Genomic DNA, 16,642 nt, shown 5'->3' with positions numbered 1-16,642 from the left:
CCCTCACAGGGAGGGGGAAACAGGTCAGTGCGGATTTAGAAGCTAAAGGTTGTCCGCACAGCGCCAACAACAATGGGGTCGTTGTTTGAGTTGCTGTTGGGGTTGAAGATGGCAATCACCCCAGGGGTAATCGAGATATTGCGACTCACGGCAAAGCGGTAGAAGCCCTCTAAGTGATAGGAGTTGAAGCGCGTGTAACTTCCATCGCCAAAAGTAGGAGGGACGTTTGTGATGCTAATGAGCTGCGGGGGCTGGCCAAAAACAAGACCCAGCAGATCTCCCTTCCGCCAGAGGTCAGGGGAAGCAAAGGTAATGGCCCAGTTGACAATTTCAGCCTCACGGCGGCCAAATGGCACAAAAGCATTCGGTCGAACACCATAAACATTGGCATACCCTGCCCAGCCCGCAACATTCAACTGCTTGATCGGGCGATAGGTAAACTGGAAGCCCACCGCATCCGCTGCTTGGTTAGGCACGTTGTTAGCTACACTAGGTGGTGGTGGAGCCCCCAAAGGGTTTGCCGCTGAGCGGAAACCAGAGCTACCTGTTCCCCCAAAGGGATCAAGGCCATAGGAGTGGGTGTAGGTCACCCCCAAGGCGAGGTTTTTAATGGGGCGCACATCCACCTGAGCCAAAGCAGCATAGGCACCATCAAAGAAGCCATTGAGGCCATTGTTCGCGACTCGATCAGGGTCGTTGGCAAAGGGTGCAAGGTAGCCCACATTGAGGGTGACGCCGGTGCCCCGTTCTTTATTTTGGATGAGGTCGTACTTAAAGGTCACACCCGCAGCATTGGCAGCACTTCCTGCACGGTAGATGGGATGGTAACGCCCAAAGCGAGAGAGGGCACCCGTATCACTGGATTGGAGGAAGGGGTTGAAATTGTTGACATTGTCGTTGAACTCACCCCCCACAAAATCTAGGATCATTTGACCGCGACGGGTCACTGGAAAGCTGTAGAAGGCTTTTTGCAGTTCAAATTGGTTATTATTATTGCCATCATAGCCAAGGCGCCCCATATTGGTGCCCATCAATCCGGCATAACTAGTAATATTAGCTGCTTGCAAGCGCAACCGTAGGCGATCCTTGCCATAGAAGCTGGTATCGAGGTTGAGACGAACGCGGTTGTTAACAACAGTGTTGTCATCAATTGGGGGTTGCACACCACCTAGACCAGGACGTAGTGCCCGCTCGTTCGTCAATATATCGGAGACGTTGAAGATAACCGTAGCGTTGAGCTTAGTGAGGGTGGCAAATTGAGTGGCTTCGAGGTTGGCAACGCGGCCTTCAAGGTTGGTGACGCGGCCTTTGATGACGGCGAGTTCATTGGCAAATTCCTGCATCAGGCGGCGCAGGGTTTCAAGGTCTTCCTTGGTGGCAAAGCGATCGCTAATTACATCGAGGCAGGCATTCAAAGCGGCTGCCATTTCATAACGAGTAGCGGCACGATTGCCACGGAAGGTGCCATCGGGATAACCGGCAATACAGCCGTATTTCTCGACAAGGGAGGCTAAGGCTTGATAGGCCCAGTCTGTAGGGCGCACATCCGAGAGTTGGCTAACGGAGGTCACTTGACCCATGCTCGATGTCGTAGGGACACGCCCCGCTTCTAGTTCAGCCACTGAGGGCACAGAGAGGTTGCTGCGGCGATTTTGGGCAACAAGTGTCGTGCTGGTGGGCAGTGTGGTTAGGGATTCAGTACCAGCAGTAGGGGTTTGAAACTGAGTGCTACTGAAGTTGGTCAAAGAGGTATCAGCGGCTGTCGCTGCACCTGCCAGCACACCCAACAATAAAACAGGCGAGGTCAAAACCAACCCCGGAAAAATGCGGGACATAACGTCTTACTCCTTCACTCCTCAATGAACTTGTCCTAAAGAACGAGTCCCTAAGACAGAATTCTCCTTCAATTATTGATCCTACTGAGATGCTCGCTAAAGTTATTCATCTGCCAGCAAGCTGAGCTATCAGGCTTTCTTACAGAGGCTTTAGCACATCTCATAGAAACTATCCCCCAAGGGGCAGAGATAGTTACTTACCAGCCAGATTCTAACACCGTGTTCGTTGGCTTAAGGTTATCTCAAGGTTAGGAGTCGTTTAAGAATTAGGCCGGCTCAAGGTTTGGATGAGGTTTTTTGGGCTTCAGAACGACTCCAGCCACTGCTAACGGATTGACCAATTCCCTGCAAAATGCCGCGGCCAATCAGCCCCAAACCGCGACCAATCACCTGCGTCAGCAGATACACCACTCCCTTGCCGACCCAAGCCACCACTGCCCGTACTGGGGGGGCTAAAGCATCACGCGCCTCCAGCGCCAAGGTTAGAGCGTAGGGAATCCCCTCGAGTTGCATCAGTTCCTGTTGACGGGGGACGGTCAGCGCTAGTTCCTGAATTCCTCGCTCCGTTAGCCGCAACACTACCAGCCGACTTTCAAAGATATCTTGGGGTTCCTTGACCCAGCGCCGCCAGCGGTAATGCCAAGAGAGAGCGTTGCGAAAGCGTTCCATTTCCCGCGTTGAGGTGTATTGCGGCTGAAAAAATGTCTGTTGAATCACTGCACTATAGCAACACCGATTCAGCAGCGGATAAACAATGCCATTGGCGACAGTGAGCAACCAGTGATCGAGGAGGGCATCGAGGATCTCCAAGGCGGCAGCGGTGCCGTAGCGATAGGTCTGCTGATGGAGGGTGAGGGGCTGTTGCACCAGTAAATGAGCCAGCATCTCCGCCACAAAGGGGATTGGCTTCAGATAGACGCTGGCCACAGTTTCTCTTTCTGTGAGCAATTGCTCAATCAGGTCGGCGTCACTGCCGAGGGCAAAACGATAGGGACGAAAAAACTCCCGCAGGCTCTGTTCCCACAGGTCTTGCAGTAGGGAGCTACCCCGCTGGTGCAGAAATTCAATACTGGGTGGTGTTGCTTGTAAAGTGCGCACGAGGAGATCCCACTGCCGCAGGATGGTATAGAGCAGTTCCCGCCGCTGTTGTAGGGTGAGCACCTCTAACTCCAAAGGCCGCGACGTTAGGTTCAAGAGATCCGACTGCATCCGTTGTAAGCAGCGATCCACCAATTGGGAAATGATCTCAATCTGCGGACGCACGGGGGACACTACTGGCGCAGGAGGGGCTTGAGTTGGCTGTGGCAAGAAACGGGAGACTAACCAGCGGGCGGCACGAATTTCCCGATGGCGACCTTCACACACCAGCCGTTCGAGGGCAGAGAGGCGCGATCGCCCCAAGTACTGATCCAAAGCCTGTAACCACGCTTCCATTTCCCCCAATCCCTGCTGCAGAACCTGATACCGCCAACGATCCCACGGATTGGGAAAGAGCACACTCAAGGGGGGTTTTGGGGGCGTGACGGTGTGAACGATTTCCCCTTGGGCAATGGCCAGAATTGCCGCCAAGAGATCACTCAGCGCCGTATTGCGATGGTAAATGCCTTCGACACCCGCCTGTTGGGCAAGGGAAACTAACTCAAGGGCAGCGGGTCGGACAGTGAGAATTATCCGCAGGGCAGGATAGTGCTGCTTCAACCACTGCCACAGCCAAGGGGTAGTGGCATCATTCACTGTGAGTTGGGCATCACAGAGAACAATCCAAGGCGTGCGTTCTTGATCGAGGGGCGTGTTTTCCAGATAGGTGATCAGACCATGGCCATCGTGAAAGACCAGCGGCTCAATCCCCAACTGCTGCTGAATTCCTGTCCAAAGGCCAAGGCGCACCACATCCTCTCCCTCGACAATGATGAGACCAAAGTTGGGGGAGGCATCAGCAGTGATAGGGGACATCGACATTTGCGCAAGACTTAGTTGGGGTTGGGACTATTCAGATATTGACTGACAAGCCGCGCCATGACAATTTGCCATGACAATTAAGGAATTCTTTTTAGGACTCACCTAACTCAACGTCTGCATAGAGATCACTGAGTTTTAAGGAAGTCTGTAACGAGGGCAGTAGTAGTTCCTGCGTAATATCTTGCCAAATCGTGAGCAGCCATTGATATTCAGCCTGCCGCAAATATTGTTCAACACAGGGGCGATCTTGGCTAATCAGGAGATATTCTTGCAGGGTTGGAATCTGACGATAGTCGAAAAATTTTGTCCCGCGATCGCGATCCGCTGTCGAAGGCGATAAAACCTCAGCAATGAAAATCGGCTGCATCACCACATCGTTGCGTCCCGCCACTAGGGGCACCGGCTTCGGCGTCACCATGACATCAGGATAGTAGTACGACTGCGTTTCCGGAATCCAGAGGCGTTGATCTGTGACAAAGACGCGGTAGGGCTGTCCCTTGAGTGCCAAACTCAACAGAACAGTTAAGGAACGAACCAACTCATTATGATTAACGCTGCCCCCGGGCATAGTGTAAAGTTCTCCTTGGCGATACTCATGGCGCTCCGTTGCCACCACTTCTTGAGCTAAGTAAGCTTCCGGAGTGAGGTACGTGACCGCTGGCTCCAATACTGTGGTCATCAGAGTTCCCGTCAACGCGATAGTTCAATCCTAAGCAATTCAACGCCCCTTTCTAACATATGGGGTACACGGTGAAATGTTCTTCTACTAGGGTTTTGAGCGTGGTCAATTCTTGGGACAGAGTCTGTCAGTGAAACGTCGCCAAATCAACCGCTTACTCCTCTGGGGAAATGCAGGCTTGGTAGCCAGTTTGACCCTCCGCTAATGGTGTGAAGCCCAAACGCGGGTTCCCGATGACAGCGAATTTCACCTGTTGTTTGGGACGGCAAGGTCTATATTGCCTATATTGCCGCACGGGATGGTTATCTCTATTGTTTGGGATAGGCTATACTGCTGAAGCTGTGGTTTTCGCCGACCAATGGAGCCAACGCCTGACTTTGTTTTGCCCATTCCGGCTGCGGATACTCCCCTCTCTGAGGAGGAATTTCTTCAACAGGTGCGCCAAGCGTGGCAGGTGTGTGAGCGCTTTGATCTACAAACAGAGATCTGGCGGGGGCAAATTCTACGGGCGGTGCGCGATCGCTATCGCCATCAAGGGGATGAGCGGGGTATTGGCTTTCAGCAGTGGCTCCAGGAACACGAAATTAGTAAACGCCGTGCCGATGATTTGATTCAGTTGGCCGATCGCGCCGATGAATTGCTCAAGGAACGTCCCCTGCCCCCCGAAGCCATTTCTCGCTTTAGTAAACGCGCCTTTTTGGAGACCGCCGCAGCGGATCCTGAGGTGCAAGCCCTGATTACCCAAGCCGCAGCAGCGGGCGATCGCATTACCCACCGTGAAGTGCGCCAACTCCAAGCGGAATGGACGGCTCTGCACTCTGATCTCCTACCGCCAGTGGTGCGCCAAAAGGCCAGCGATCGCACCCTTGCCCCCCGCTACGTTGCCCCCTTAGTCAAAGAATTAGAAAAGCTCCCCCCCCAACAGCAGCAGGAACTCTCCCAAGAACTGGCCAGCGATCCCAGTGTGGAAACGGTTAAGGAAATCACGGCGACGGCTCGCCAACTCAGCCGCTATCTTGAGGCCGCTCCCCAAATTCAAGCCCTCAAGACCCACCCTGTGGATCTGGAACAAGTCCTGATCGAAGCCCAGCGCCTTGAGCAACTGCAAACCGTTGCCGATCTCCTGCAGCAGGCCGCCCAACTGGAAAGCACTATTGCTCGGCTTTATACCACGTGGCAGCGCCTCAGCCATTTGAGCGATCGCCTCTACCAAGAATCGGGTGCCAGCACACCGCAATTACAAGCCCTATTAGAAGCCTTGGATTTTCTTTCTGGCGATATTGTGCAAATTGACTTAGCGGGACAAACCATTAAATTACATATCTTTTCTGAGAGTCAAACTCGCGCCCCCGAATTCTAACCCAATGGATCACCGATGTCCCCATTACTGGTAACGTGGTATGGAAGCCATTCAATGGCTGGCGGAGTAATTATCGATTTCAGCACGGTTAGCATGAGAGTCCTCGTAATTGGCGGTGATGGTTATTGCGGCTGGGCGACAGCCCTCTACCTTTCAAATCGTGGCCATGATGTGGCGATTTTGGATAGCCTGATTCGGCGCCACTGGGATGCCGAACTCTGTGTCGAGACCCTCACACCGATCGCCCCCATTCAGCACCGTCTGCAACGCTGGCAGGATCTCACTGGCAAGAAAATTGGCCTTTATATTGGCGATATTTGTAACTATCACTTCCTTGAGCGTGCCATGCTGGAGTTTCAGCCCGAGGCGATCGTCCACTTTGGCGAACAACGCTCCGCCCCCTACTCCATGATTGACCGGGAGCACGCCGTCTTTACCCAAGTCAATAATGTTGTCGGCACCCTCAACCTGCTGTACGCCATCCATACCCACAACCCTGACTGCCACCTTGTCAAACTAGGCACGATGGGTGAATACGGCACCCCCAACATTGATATTGAAGAGGGCTACATCACCATTGAGCACAATGGTCGCAAGGATACATTGCCCTATCCCAAGCAGCCCGGTAGCTTCTATCACCTCAGTAAAGTTCACGATAGCCACAACATTCACTTTGCCTGCCGCATTTGGGGACTGCGCGCCACCGATTTGAACCAAGGGGTAGTCTATGGCGTGCTCACCGAAGAAACGGGCATGGACGAACTGTTGATCAACCGCCTTGACTACGACGGTATCTTTGGCACCGCCCTCAATCGCTTCTGTATTCAAGCTGCCATTGGTCATCCCCTGACGGTCTATGGCAAGGGCGGGCAAACTCGCGGTTTCTTGGATATTCGCGATACCGTGCGTTGTATCGAATTGGCCGTTAACAACCCCGCCGCACCGGGTGAATTCCGCGTCCTCAACCAATTCACAGAACAATTTAGTGTCGGTGACCTTGCCCACAAAGTCCAAGAAGCGGGTAAAGCCCTCGGCCTCAAGGTGGAAATCCAGCACCTCGAAAACCCCCGTGTTGAAAAAGAAGAGCACTACTTCAACGCCAAAAACACCAAACTGCTGGATTTGGGACTGCAACCCCACTACCTGTCGGATTCGCTCCTCGACTCCCTGCTGAACTTTGCCATCAAGTACAAAGACCGGGTGGATGTTAATCACATTCTGCCCAAAGTGAAATGGCGCGCCTAAACCCACGGCCGCTATGACCCCCTATGCCGTAACGGCGTCTTGGTTGGCTGAGCATTTGGCCGATCCCACAGTGGTGATTGTGGATTGCCGCTTTGACCTCATGGACATCACCCGCGGGCAACGGGAGTATGATCAGGGGCACATTCCAAGAGCCTACTATCTCGACCTAGAGCAGGATCTCTCCAGCCCTCGGCAAGAGCGTGGCGGGCGTCATCCCCTACCCGATCCAGAGAAGTTGGCAGCACGGCTCAATCAAATGGGGATTACCCCAGACACCTTGGTGGTGGCCTACGATGATTCGCGGTTTGCCTATGCCGCTCGCTGCTGGTGGCTCTTACGTTGGCTGGGACACGATCGCGCAGCGGTGCTTGATGGTGGCTATCGCGCCTATGTCGAAGCCGGGTATCCGACAACCCCTGAGGTTCCCTCGCCTCGACCGGGCAATTTCCAGCCCCATCCTCATTCGCAGTGGGTGGTGGATCGGACTGGCGTGATGGCTGCTCAAGCTGACCCCCAGACAGTGATTGTGGATGCCCGCGAACCCCGTCGCTATCGCGGTGAAATTGAACCCATTGATCCGATCGCGGGTCATATTCCCGGAGCAGTGAATTATCCGTGGCAGGCCATCTCCGATGCACAGGGGCGCTTGAAATCTGTGGCGGAACTGCAAGCCCACTGGCAGCCTTTGGCTGAGGCTGAGCAAATTATTGTCTATTGCGGATCGGGGGTAACGGCCTGTGTGGATATTTTGGGGCTGGCGATCGCTGGCCTGCATCAAACCAAGCTCTATGCGGGCAGTTGGAGCGATTGGTGTTCCTACTTGGCGGCACCTCATGACCGTTCGCTATGATCAAGCCTAAGCCCTCTTCCTCACCCGACCATGGAACGTCTTCCCAGTAATGCCCCCCCACCATCCCATCGAAGTACGACCCAGCCTCTCCACCGTCTTGGCCGTGAACTGCAACGCTTTGGCTGGATTGGCTTTTGGACACAGGTCGTCCTTGGCTTTGTCTCGCTGTTGATTATTATCATTGTTATCTTTAGTCGCCAATTCAATATCAATCGTCCGCAAAATGGCATGAATAGTCCCACACTGGGCTTAGTGCTGGCGATTATTGGTCTAGTGTTTTTGGGCGTGAGTATTTACTGCTGCTATCGCTATCCGCAACTGGGACGACGCTTGGATCGCCCAGAAAAACGCCCGACCAAGGAGCACGTGATCCGCAGTTTGAATATTGGTCTCTGGGTAAATATTGCGGGCATGATTTTTACGGTGGCTGCCGCAGAGTGGAATGTGGGCATGTTGTTGCTCAAGGTGCTGTCAATTCCCCAAGGGGCGGCGGTCTATGCCACTAATGTCTTGATTGAGCCGTTGGAGATTTTTGTGATTCAGGCGAAGGTGAATACGATTGCCGCTCAGTTGACGGGTATTATTGTGGCGCTGTGGTTGTTGCGCTGTGTGCGCCGTCCCCTGTGAATCGTCTGAGGAGATCCAAGAGACTTGTTTAATTCTCAAGAGGCTGTTGCCAGCAAAATTATTGTGGCCTTGGATGTGCCCAATTTGGAGGTCGCGATCGCCACTATTCATACGCTGCCCCAAGTGCAATTTTGGAAGGTGGGGCTAGAACTCTTTTGTGCCAGCGGGCCGATTATTCTCGATGTCCTCAAGGATCAGGGGAAGCGTATCTTTCTCGATTTGAAGCTCCACGATATTCCCAATACGGTGGCCGCCGCAGCCCGGGCGATCGCCCCCTATGGCGTGGACTTTGTGACTATCCATGCGGCAACGGGATTAGCGGGTCTGAAAAGCGCGCAGGCGGCTCTAGGGGGAAGCGCCACCCAACTCATTGGGGTGACCTTGCTCACCAGCATTGACGCAAACACCCTGCAGCAAGAACTCCAGATTCCCCTTGATCCGGCCACCTATGTTGAACGCATGGCTGATCTAGCCCATCAAGCGGGACTGGCGGGCATTGTCTGCTCTCCTCAGGAGGCGGCACGGGTAAAACAACGCTGCGGAGAGGAGTTCTTGAGAATTTGTCCGGGGATTCGCCCCCTTGGTACTGCCACAGGGGATCAAGCGCGATCGCTGACGCCCAATGCCGCCTTTGCTGCTGGTGCCTCTTACCTTGTAATTGGCCGTCCGATTTTACAAGCAGCGGATCCCGCCGCAACCTTTGATGAAATTTGCCGCAGCGTTGTTTAAGGCAATTTACAAAAACCTGCAATCCAAGATATGATTAAGAATTGTCTGAACTAGGGCGATTAGCACAGTGGTAGCGCACTTCCTTCACACGGAAGGGGTCACTGGTTCGAATCCAGTATCGCCCATTGCTTAGTTCAAGTTATAAGATGAACATAATCAGACGAGTTTAGGACTCTGCCATGAGTACCCCGATTCCGCCGATTCAGCTTCCCCCTTGTGGTGACTGCACTGCGGATGCGGCATGGTTGGAGGCAGCTCTTCTCGATTGGCTCAACACCGAGTATTTGCCAGAAGCTGTGAATCGAGCGATCGCCCAGCGAGCCGCCCAAGTGTACCGCCGTCAGCGGCTGGAAGGGGAGCATGATCTTGGCGGCATTCTCTTGGCTCTGGTCACGGAGTTGCAAGAGTTTGATTTTTCCCAAAGCTTCTATAGCGAGTTTGCGGTTGCTAATGCGGTGAGTGATCTGCTCCTGCGGCGGCTGGGCATTGAACCCTGCTGTGGGGCGGGCTAGGCTTTGGGGTGCCAGTTGGGCTTGACCACTTGACGACAGCGGGCAATGACAAGGGCATTAGCCGGTACATCTTCTGTCACCGTTGAACCCGCCGCCACCGTAACATTTTCGCCGAGGGTTACCGGAGCCACTAAAACACTGTTAGCCCCGGTCTTGGTGCCGCTACCGATATGGGTGGGGTGCTTGCGCACGCCGTCGTAGTTGGCGGTAATGGTTCCTGCCCCGATATTGACGCGATCGCCCAAGGTGGCATCGCCTAGGTAGGACAGATGAGAGGCCTTGGTGTCACTGCCCAACTGCGCTTTTTTTAGCTCGACAAAGTTACCAATGCGGCAGTGATCGGCAACCAGGCTTTGCTGGCGGATGTGGGCAAAAGGCCCCACTTGGGTATCATGGCCAATCTCACTGTCGCTAATCACGGCATAGCGAGCCGTTACCCGTTCGCCAATCACACTGTTTTCAATCAAAGTGCCGGGGCCAATGATGCTACCACTGCCAATACGGGTTTGGCCGCGCAGGTGAGTTTGGGGTTCAATCACCACATCGGGAGCCAGCTCCACGGTGTCCTCAATGGTAATGCTGGCCGGATCAATCAGGGTCACCCCCGCCTGCATCCAAGCAGTTTTGATGCGATTTTGCAGCACTTGATAGGCTGCCGCCAACTGCACGCGATCGTTAACGCCCAAAATTTCCTCATAGTCTTCCACATCTACCGCCATCACAGGACTGAGGGCATTGACGGCATCGGTGAGGTAGTATTCCTGCTGATCATTGTTGGATTGGAGATGGGGCAACACAGCAGCCAGTTGGGGCCAGTGGAAACAATACACCCCAGCATTGATGCGGCGGTTTTGCTTTTGGGCTGTGGTGCAGTCACGGTCTTCAATAATTTGCTTCAAGATATTCTGACTGTCACAAATCACACGGCCATAGCCTTGGGGGTTGGGAATTTGTGCCGTTAAAATCGTGGCCGCATTGTTGTGTTTCTGGTGGACTGCAAGCAACTTCGCCAGCGTCTCCCCACGCAAGAGGGGCACATCGCCATTGAGTACCAAAAGATGGCCTTCATAGTCCTTGAGGTACGGCAAAAGCTGCTGTACCGCATGACCCGTTCCCAGTTGTTCCCGCTGCTCGACAAACTCCACGTGGGGTTGATCCGCTAAGGCAGCCCGCACTGTGTCGCCTCCATAACCAATGATCACAAACTGCCGTTGCGGTTGCAGAGATTGAACTTGGTGCAAAACCCAGCCCACCAGCGATCGCCCACCTAGGGGATGGAGAACTTTTGGCAGCGAGGATTTCATCCGTGTGCCTCGTCCTGCCGCTAAGACTGCCACAATGACCATGGATTTGTTGTGCCTCAATGCGCAAAGGGATGGCAAACGAGCAATACTGGGGAGAAGCAGCCCAGCCGCATCAGCGCCATGCACAATTGGAGTATACCAAGGTTGCGGTAGCCAAAGATAGCAGCACCACAGGCGAGTCAATGCGTCCAAGATGCATCAACGACCCCAAAATCCAGTAAGGTTGATGCAGTAGTTGACGAGTCACTCACAGTCCATGACTGCTTCAAAATCAACCAAGCGACCTGTCCCCTTGGCGGCTCAGTTCCTAAAATTGGTGGGAATCATCCTGCTCCTCACCTTTTTGGTCGAGTGGAGCATTCTCTTTATTACTCCCCAGTTCAATAATAGCCAGTGGCAACTCACGGTCGTTAACCAATTCATTGAGCGCGGTGCCACCCCCTTGATTGGGTTTGTCTTTATCTACACTGGCTTTTGGATTCAAGCGGTTTCTGGCAGTACGACGCAGCCGGAGCCGGGGGAACCTGCCCTCAAGGATTGGCGATTTTGGGTCTTTGTCCTCTCGAGTTTGCTAGGATTGCTCTGCCTGCTGGGGATTCCCCTCTACCTATCGATTACGGGGCAAATTACGGAACAGGCGGTCAACCAAATCAATCAAGAGGCGGCACAGGCAGAAATTCGGGTTGAGCAGGAACAGCAGCAAATTAAACAATTGGCCAGTAGCGGTCAACTGGAGCAACTCCTGAAAAGCAATCAACTGCCCCCCGATCAACAGGCGATTCTCGAGCAGTTACAAAAAGACCCCCAAGCCCTTGATAAACAAGCGGGTCAGGCACGGGAGCGCATCCGCAACCAACAACAGGAAGCGGTGAATCGGGCGCAACAGGAAGCCTTTCTGAATCGTCTCAGGGTAGGACTTCGTAGTTTTCTATTGGCAGTGGGCTTTATTACCATTGGTTGGAGTGGTCTGCGCGAACACCGCTAGGCATCGTCACCATTGCCGCCTACCTGAGGAGTAGAATATGCTTTACCTCATTGTACGTTGGCGTCTTCTGTCGCAGTCGCTGGGTCTCGGCTGCTTGATCAGCCTGCTGCTCCAACTGACGGCCGCAGCAGTGGAATTGCGGGTCGCGGTTTTAGATCGGGTACGCCAAGTAACAATCAGTAGCTCCACCCCAGCACAATTACGGGATGAGGCGGGTCGGGTGCTGACAGTGGCACCGCAGCAGAATATTACGGCTGTGCTCACGGGGGCGGGGGTACAAGCAGGGGGTGTGCAGGGGCGGCAAGTTTTCCTCGAACCTCGAGACCATGGCCTCGTGCGGGTGGGCGATCGCTGGTATCGCGGGCGGTTGCAATTGGTGAGTACCAGTGAGGGGATTATCGCCATCAACCTCGTGGATTTAGAGGAGTATCTGCCCAGTGTCGTGGGCAAGGAAATGTATCCCTCTTGGCCGCTGGAAGCCCTCAAAGCTCAAGCGGTGGCCTCCCGTTCCTTTGTTCTCTTTCGGCGCGATCGCGAACGCCGTCGTCCCGGTAGTCTTTTTGATGTCGGTGCCACCGTCACCCATCAGGTGTATCCGGGGGTCAGTTCAGAAACCGCCAGTACCCTAGCTGCCGTTGCCGCCACACGCGGTCAAGTGCTCACCTACAATGGCCAAATCATTGAAGCCGTCTTCCATGCCTCCTCAGGGGGTCACACCGAAAATTCAGAGCACATTTGGCAAAATGCCGTTCCCTACCTGCGCGGTACCCCTGACTTTGACCAAATCTCCCCCAACTTTCAGTGGACGGTGCGTTTCACGGCGGCACAACTGCAACAACGCCTCCCCGGTATTGGTACCATCGTTGGCTTTCGCCCCTTGCAATTGACTCCCCAAGGGCGAGTCATGGCAGTGCAAGTGGTGGGCACAGCAGGTAGCCGCACCATTTCAGGTAGTGAACTACGGCGGGTGTTGGGATTGCGCAGTACCCTACTGACGATTACGCCAGAGTATGGCAACGTGGCCAGTCAAAGGGGGCAAAGTGTGCCAGTGGCCTTTACAATTACTGGCCGGGGTCACGGTCATGGCTTGGGCATGAGTCAATGGGGGGCTTACGGTATGGCATTACAGGGCTACACCTACGACCAAATTTTGGGGCATTATTACCAAGGCGTTACATTGAGTGTATTGGACACGACTCAGCGTTGACGAGCTTTGTGCCCCTCGACTATGCTGCCCCTAGCGGTATGGGGTGAAGGTTGTGGTCTTAACACTCTATTTCTTGCGCCACGGGCAAACTAGCTTTAGTCGCGCCAATGCCTACTGTGGAGAACTGGATCCACCCTTAACGGATGCCGGTCTAGCGATGGCTGAGGCCTTTGCCGAACACTATGCTCAGTTGCCTTGGCAAGCCGTCTTTGTCAGTCCAACGTTGCGCACTCGAACCACGGCACAGTTTTTGTGCGATCGCGTGGGTCTTCAAATGCAGGTTCGCGATGGTCTGCGGGAAATTTACTATGGTCAGTGGGAAGGCCTCTCCCCGGAAGAGGTGAATGCCAAGTTCCACGATGATTATGTGCGCTGGCTGGCGGATCCGGGCTGGAATGCGCCCACAGGGGGTGAGCGGGGGATTGACATCTACTACCGCAGTAATGCCGTTCTCTTAGAAATTGAGCGGGAGTATCCCGACGGCAATGTTCTGCTGGTTTCCCACAAGGCCACCATTCGGATTATGCTCTGTGGTCTTCTGGGTATTGATGTGGGACGATTTCGCGATCGCATTGCTGCCCCAGTAGCCAGTGTCAGTATTGTCGAATATACCTCCCGTGGGCCATTGCTCCTTGCCCTTGCGGAGCGATCGCACCTGAGTCCCGAACTGCGGCACTTGCCGGGCACCTAGCCTATACGGTCATAATGTCCTTTTCTTTCTCGGCGAGCAGGGCATCAATTTTACCGATGTATTTATCGGTGAGCTTTTGCACTTTCTCTTGCAAGTCTTTCACTTCATCTTCAGTGAGTTCGCCGGCTTTACCCTCTTTTTTGATGTGATCAATGGCATCACGACGGATGTTGCGAATGGCAACTTTGCCCCCTTCGGCAATTTTGGCGGCAGTTTTCACCAGTTCTTTGCGTCGCTCTGTGGTCAAGGGCGGAATATTGAGGCGGACGCTGGAGCCATCGTTGTTGGGCGTCAATCCTAAGTCAGAGAGTTGAATGGCTTTTTCAATGCTGGCCAATGTGGAGCGATCGTAGGGCTGAATCAAAATCGTGGTTGCATCGGGGGTAGAGATGTTGGCCAAGGAGCGCAAGGGGGTTTCCGTGCCGTAGTAATCCACCATTACCCGGTCTAATAACGCCGCGTTGGCGCGACCCGTGCGGATACTATTAAAGTCATGCTGGGTTGCTTCAACCGATTTTTGCATCCGCTCTTCGACATCAGCTAATTTCACAGGAGCCTCCAACCATCGTACCAATGGGTTCCCCAGTCAAGGCGCGGTAGATATTACCGGCCGTTTCTAAACTAAACACAATGATGGGGATATCATTATCTTTACACAGGGCGATCGCTGTACTGTCCATCACCGCCAAGTTATGGGTGAGGGCATGGGTGTAGGTAAGACTGCGGTAGCGACGCGCATTCGGATTTTTGTGGGGATCGGCATCATAGACGCCATCGACTTTAGTGGCTTTGAAAATCACTTCGGCATCAATTTCGGCAGCTCGCAGGGCGGCTGTTGTGTCAGTGGTAAAAAAGGGATTTCCTGACCCGGCTCCAAAGATGACCACCCGTCCCTTTTCCAGATGGCGAATGGCACGGCGACGAATGTAGGGTTCGGCCACCTCCTGCATGGCAATGGCAGTTTGCACCCGCGTAGGGACATTGATCTGTTCGAGGGCATCCTGCAGGGTCAGGGCATTCATGACAGTGGCAATCATACCAATGTAGTCTGCGGTCGCCCGATCCATGCCAGCCGCTGCCCCTTTCATACCACGAAAGATATTGCCACCCCCCACCACAATGGCAGTTTGAACTCCCGCTTGCACCACCTGAGCAATTTCGCTGGCAAATGCCTGCACCACTTTTGGATCGATGCCGTAGTTCAGGTTGCCCATGAGGGCTTCACCGCTCAATTTGAGCAATACGCGGCGATATTTAGGACTCATTGCGAGGATTCTTGCACTCCAATACGCTCCCCATCAACGATAGCAGGTTAGACGCGCCCGGTTGGACTCGAACCAACGACCAATCGCTTAGAAGGCGAGTGCTCTATTCCGCTGAGCTACGGGCGCATTTTTGAACATTTTCCCACAAGGCATAAGCTGAAAGTAAGATCTTCATAGTAGGGATGATTGAGATGGAGCTAAATTCTCCCCCTTCACGTTTACTTTTGGTCTGCGCTGACAACCCCTTGTCACAGCGCATGGGGCAAGACCTCCAAGCCGCAGGCTATGACCCCGTGATTGCAACAACGGAAAAGGAATGTCACTTGGCCTGCGCAGAATGGCAGCCTGCCCTGATCATCATGGATCGCTATTTGGGGCGGCTCAACAGTATGGAGTTGTGCCAGCGGTTGCGCCAGCAGGGGATTAGTTTGCCAATTCTACTGATGCTGGAGAGCGATCGCCTAGAGGATCGGGTGGCGGTGCTGGAGTCGGGTGCCGATGATTACCTACTGCTGCCCTATAGTCCCAAGCCCTTTTTGCAAATGATTCAGCTTTATCTGAAGCCGCCAGTCACCCAAAGTGAGGTGTTGCGATTTGATAATTTGACCCTTGATCTCTTGACGCGGCGGGCGGAGCGCAATGGACGCACGATCGATCTAACGATGAAGGAGTATGAACTACTGAAGTTTCTCATGGAGCATCCCCGCGAAGTCCTTACCCGTGAGCAAATTTTAGAAAATGTCTGGGGCTATGACTTTTTGGGAGAATCCAACGTCATTGAAGTGTATATTCGCTATCTGCGGTTGAAGATTGAACCTGATGGCGAAAAACGATTGATTCACACAGTGCGAGGAGTGGGCTATGTTCTCCGTGAAGCCTAAGTTACGCTGGCTGGTTCTGGGATTGGTCACGTTGGGGTTACTGCTGGGCTGTCAAAGTCTGAGCCAAGGGGATCCGGCCGCACCCCCGCAAGTGGTTCGCGGCATTCCGCAATATCTACCCATTACGGCCAAGGCGCGCATTCACGATACATGGATTCAGTTGGAAGTGGCACGCACGCCGGCACAGCAGCAGTTGGGCTTGATGTTTCGTTCGGAGTTACCCCCCGATCGCGGGATGCTGTTTCCCATCTCTCCGCCTCAAGTGGCTAGCTTCTGGATGAAAAACTGTCTCATTTCCTTGGACTTGATTTTTCTTAGGGACGGTAAAGTGGTAGCGATCGCCCCCGCAGCGCCCCCCTGCAAAACCCTGCCCTGCCCCACCTACGAATCTGGGGTTCCAGTCGATGCCGTTTTAGAACTGGCAGGTGGCCGCGCCGCTGAACTGGGACTTAAGGTCAATGATCCTGTAGAGATACAGTTTACTACTGAACCCGAAAGTACTCGAAGATAGCT

The 16,642-nt window shown here is 53.8% G+C and carries 17 protein-coding genes and 2 tRNA genes; 12 read left to right on the top strand and 7 right to left on the bottom strand.

What is annotated here, in order from left to right; all coding sequences use genetic code 11:
* Positions 1 to 35: 35 nt before the first annotated feature.
* From RHH27_RS10830 to RHH27_RS10820, 3 genes are all read right to left on the bottom strand, one after another.
* Positions 36 to 1,835 carry an iron uptake porin gene (locus RHH27_RS10830; protein ID WP_302678271.1) on the bottom strand — a complete coding sequence of 600 codons (1,800 nt, stop codon included), beginning with the start codon at positions 1,833 to 1,835 and terminating at the stop codon, positions 36 to 38.
* A gap of 276 nt (positions 1,836 to 2,111) precedes the next feature.
* Entirely contained in the window at positions 2,112 to 3,794 is a 1,683-nt protein-coding gene (locus RHH27_RS10825; RefSeq protein WP_302678270.1) for a DUF3685 domain-containing protein, read from the bottom strand.
* Between the two features lie 91 nt (positions 3,795 to 3,885).
* Entirely contained in the window at positions 3,886 to 4,473 is a 588-nt protein-coding gene (locus tag RHH27_RS10820; RefSeq protein ID WP_286627127.1) for a Uma2 family endonuclease, read from the bottom strand.
* A gap of 358 nt (positions 4,474 to 4,831) precedes the next feature.
* Here RHH27_RS10820 and RHH27_RS10815 point away from each other — a divergent pair, with 358 nt between their 5' ends.
* The 7 genes from RHH27_RS10815 (at position 4,832) to RHH27_RS10785 (ending at position 9,796) form a co-directional block, all read left to right on the top strand.
* The gene (locus RHH27_RS10815) at positions 4,832 to 5,833 is read left to right on the top strand and encodes a hypothetical protein (protein WP_302678269.1); all 1,002 of its coding nucleotides are present in this window, start codon (positions 4,832 to 4,834) and stop codon (positions 5,831 to 5,833) included.
* A gap of 93 nt (positions 5,834 to 5,926) precedes the next feature.
* The gene (locus tag RHH27_RS10810; protein ID WP_181494710.1) at positions 5,927 to 7,078 is read left to right on the top strand and encodes an NAD-dependent epimerase/dehydratase family protein; all 1,152 of its coding nucleotides are present in this window, start codon (positions 5,927 to 5,929) and stop codon (positions 7,076 to 7,078) included.
* A 13-nt stretch (positions 7,079 to 7,091) separates the two neighbouring features.
* Positions 7,092 to 7,928 (top strand): sulfurtransferase, encoded by an 837-nt coding sequence (locus RHH27_RS10805; RefSeq protein WP_302678268.1) that lies wholly within the window; start codon positions 7,092 to 7,094, stop codon positions 7,926 to 7,928.
* 30 nt (positions 7,929 to 7,958) lie between these two features.
* Positions 7,959 to 8,555 (top strand): DUF3611 family protein, encoded by a 597-nt coding sequence (locus RHH27_RS10800; protein ID WP_302678267.1) that lies wholly within the window; start codon positions 7,959 to 7,961, stop codon positions 8,553 to 8,555.
* Positions 8,556 to 8,579: 24 nt separating this feature from the next.
* Entirely contained in the window at positions 8,580 to 9,284 is a 705-nt protein-coding gene (gene pyrF, locus RHH27_RS10795; RefSeq protein WP_302678266.1) for an orotidine-5'-phosphate decarboxylase, read from the top strand.
* Positions 9,285 to 9,337: 53 nt separating this feature from the next.
* A tRNA-Val gene (locus tag RHH27_RS10790) sits at positions 9,338 to 9,409 on the top strand.
* A 54-nt stretch (positions 9,410 to 9,463) separates the two neighbouring features.
* Positions 9,464 to 9,796 (top strand): hypothetical protein, encoded by a 333-nt coding sequence (locus tag RHH27_RS10785; RefSeq protein WP_206200129.1) that lies wholly within the window; start codon positions 9,464 to 9,466, stop codon positions 9,794 to 9,796.
* On the opposite strand, the gene glmU is transcribed toward RHH27_RS10785, so the two are convergent.
* A complete protein-coding gene (gene glmU, locus RHH27_RS10780) occupies positions 9,793 to 11,142 on the bottom strand; it encodes a bifunctional UDP-N-acetylglucosamine diphosphorylase/glucosamine-1-phosphate N-acetyltransferase GlmU (protein ID WP_302677618.1) in 1,350 nt (449 codons plus the stop codon). The two genes, RHH27_RS10785 and glmU, sit on opposite strands and share 4 nt — an antisense overlap.
* A gap of 214 nt (positions 11,143 to 11,356) precedes the next feature.
* Here glmU and RHH27_RS10775 point away from each other — a divergent pair, with 214 nt between their 5' ends.
* Genes RHH27_RS10775 through RHH27_RS10765 form a run of 3 tightly spaced genes read left to right on the top strand, consistent with a single transcriptional unit; the run spans position 11,357 to position 13,983 of the window.
* Positions 11,357 to 12,085 carry an HpsJ family protein gene (locus RHH27_RS10775; protein ID WP_302678265.1) on the top strand — a complete coding sequence of 243 codons (729 nt, stop codon included), beginning with the start codon at positions 11,357 to 11,359 and terminating at the stop codon, positions 12,083 to 12,085.
* Positions 12,086 to 12,122: 37 nt separating this feature from the next.
* The gene (locus RHH27_RS10770) at positions 12,123 to 13,292 is read left to right on the top strand and encodes a SpoIID/LytB domain-containing protein (protein ID WP_302678264.1); all 1,170 of its coding nucleotides are present in this window, start codon (positions 12,123 to 12,125) and stop codon (positions 13,290 to 13,292) included.
* Positions 13,293 to 13,344: 52 nt separating this feature from the next.
* A complete protein-coding gene (locus tag RHH27_RS10765; protein ID WP_206200125.1) occupies positions 13,345 to 13,983 on the top strand; it encodes a histidine phosphatase family protein in 639 nt (212 codons plus the stop codon).
* Between the two features lies 1 nt (position 13,984).
* Here RHH27_RS10765 and frr read toward each other — a convergent pair whose 3' ends face one another.
* The 3 genes from frr to RHH27_RS10750 all read right to left on the bottom strand — a co-directional run bounded on the left by frr (position 13,985) and on the right by RHH27_RS10750 (position 15,374).
* Positions 13,985 to 14,533: a ribosome recycling factor gene (gene frr / locus RHH27_RS10760; RefSeq protein ID WP_149819259.1), complete on the bottom strand. Its 549-nt coding sequence runs from the start codon at positions 14,531 to 14,533 to the stop codon at positions 13,985 to 13,987.
* Positions 14,520 to 15,248 (bottom strand): UMP kinase, encoded by a 729-nt coding sequence (pyrH, locus tag RHH27_RS10755; RefSeq protein ID WP_302678263.1) that lies wholly within the window; start codon positions 15,246 to 15,248, stop codon positions 14,520 to 14,522. Before pyrH ends, frr begins: the two co-directional genes overlap by 14 nt.
* Before the next feature lie 52 nt (positions 15,249 to 15,300).
* Positions 15,301 to 15,374, bottom strand: a tRNA-Arg gene (locus tag RHH27_RS10750).
* Between the two features lie 65 nt (positions 15,375 to 15,439).
* Between RHH27_RS10750 and nblR the strand changes: the two genes are divergently transcribed.
* Both nblR and RHH27_RS10740 read left to right on the top strand, forming a co-directional pair.
* Positions 15,440 to 16,129, top strand: a complete 690-nt coding sequence (gene nblR / locus RHH27_RS10745) for a response regulator transcription factor NblR (RefSeq protein ID WP_149819255.1) — start codon at positions 15,440 to 15,442, stop codon at positions 16,127 to 16,129.
* The gene (locus tag RHH27_RS10740) at positions 16,110 to 16,640 is read left to right on the top strand and encodes a DUF192 domain-containing protein (RefSeq protein ID WP_302678262.1); all 531 of its coding nucleotides are present in this window, start codon (positions 16,110 to 16,112) and stop codon (positions 16,638 to 16,640) included. Before nblR ends, RHH27_RS10740 begins: the two co-directional genes overlap by 20 nt.
* Positions 16,641 to 16,642 lie beyond the last annotated feature (2 nt).

Origin of the sequence: Thermosynechococcus sp. PP555, assembly GCF_031583225.1 — a bacterium.
Classification (GTDB): Bacteria; Cyanobacteriota; Cyanobacteriia; order Thermosynechococcales; family Thermosynechococcaceae; genus Thermosynechococcus.
Note: the sequence above shows the minus strand (reverse complement) of the source record. Positions and strands in the feature narration are given on the sequence as shown.

Excerpts from the sequence above, each read along its gene's own strand:
- RHH27_RS10810 (WP_181494710.1), top strand. The coding sequence starts at position 5,927 with ATGAGAGTCCTCGTAATTGGCGGTGATGGTTATTGCGGCTGGGCGACA.
- RHH27_RS10770 (WP_302678264.1), top strand. The coding sequence starts at position 12,123 with ATGCTTTACCTCATTGTACGTTGGCGTCTTCTGTCGCAGTCGCTGGGT.
- glmU (WP_302677618.1), bottom strand. The coding sequence starts at position 11,142 with ATGGTCATTGTGGCAGTCTTAGCGGCAGGACGAGGCACACGGATGAAA.
- nblR (WP_149819255.1), top strand. The coding sequence starts at position 15,440 with ATGGAGCTAAATTCTCCCCCTTCACGTTTACTTTTGGTCTGCGCTGAC.
- RHH27_RS10775 (WP_302678265.1), top strand. The coding sequence starts at position 11,357 with ATGACTGCTTCAAAATCAACCAAGCGACCTGTCCCCTTGGCGGCTCAG.
- pyrH (WP_302678263.1), bottom strand. The coding sequence starts at position 15,248 with ATGAGTCCTAAATATCGCCGCGTATTGCTCAAATTGAGCGGTGAAGCC.
- RHH27_RS10815 (WP_302678269.1), top strand. The coding sequence starts at position 4,832 with ATGGAGCCAACGCCTGACTTTGTTTTGCCCATTCCGGCTGCGGATACT.
- RHH27_RS10740 (WP_302678262.1), top strand. The coding sequence starts at position 16,110 with ATGTTCTCCGTGAAGCCTAAGTTACGCTGGCTGGTTCTGGGATTGGTC.
- RHH27_RS10785 (WP_206200129.1), top strand. The coding sequence starts at position 9,464 with ATGAGTACCCCGATTCCGCCGATTCAGCTTCCCCCTTGTGGTGACTGC.
- RHH27_RS10825 (WP_302678270.1), bottom strand. The coding sequence starts at position 3,794 with ATGTCGATGTCCCCTATCACTGCTGATGCCTCCCCCAACTTTGGTCTC.
- RHH27_RS10830 (WP_302678271.1), bottom strand. The coding sequence starts at position 1,835 with ATGTCCCGCATTTTTCCGGGGTTGGTTTTGACCTCGCCTGTTTTATTG.
- RHH27_RS10820 (WP_286627127.1), bottom strand. The coding sequence starts at position 4,473 with ATGACCACAGTATTGGAGCCAGCGGTCACGTACCTCACTCCGGAAGCT.
- RHH27_RS10800 (WP_302678267.1), top strand. The coding sequence starts at position 7,959 with ATGGAACGTCTTCCCAGTAATGCCCCCCCACCATCCCATCGAAGTACG.
- RHH27_RS10805 (WP_302678268.1), top strand. The coding sequence starts at position 7,092 with ATGACCCCCTATGCCGTAACGGCGTCTTGGTTGGCTGAGCATTTGGCC.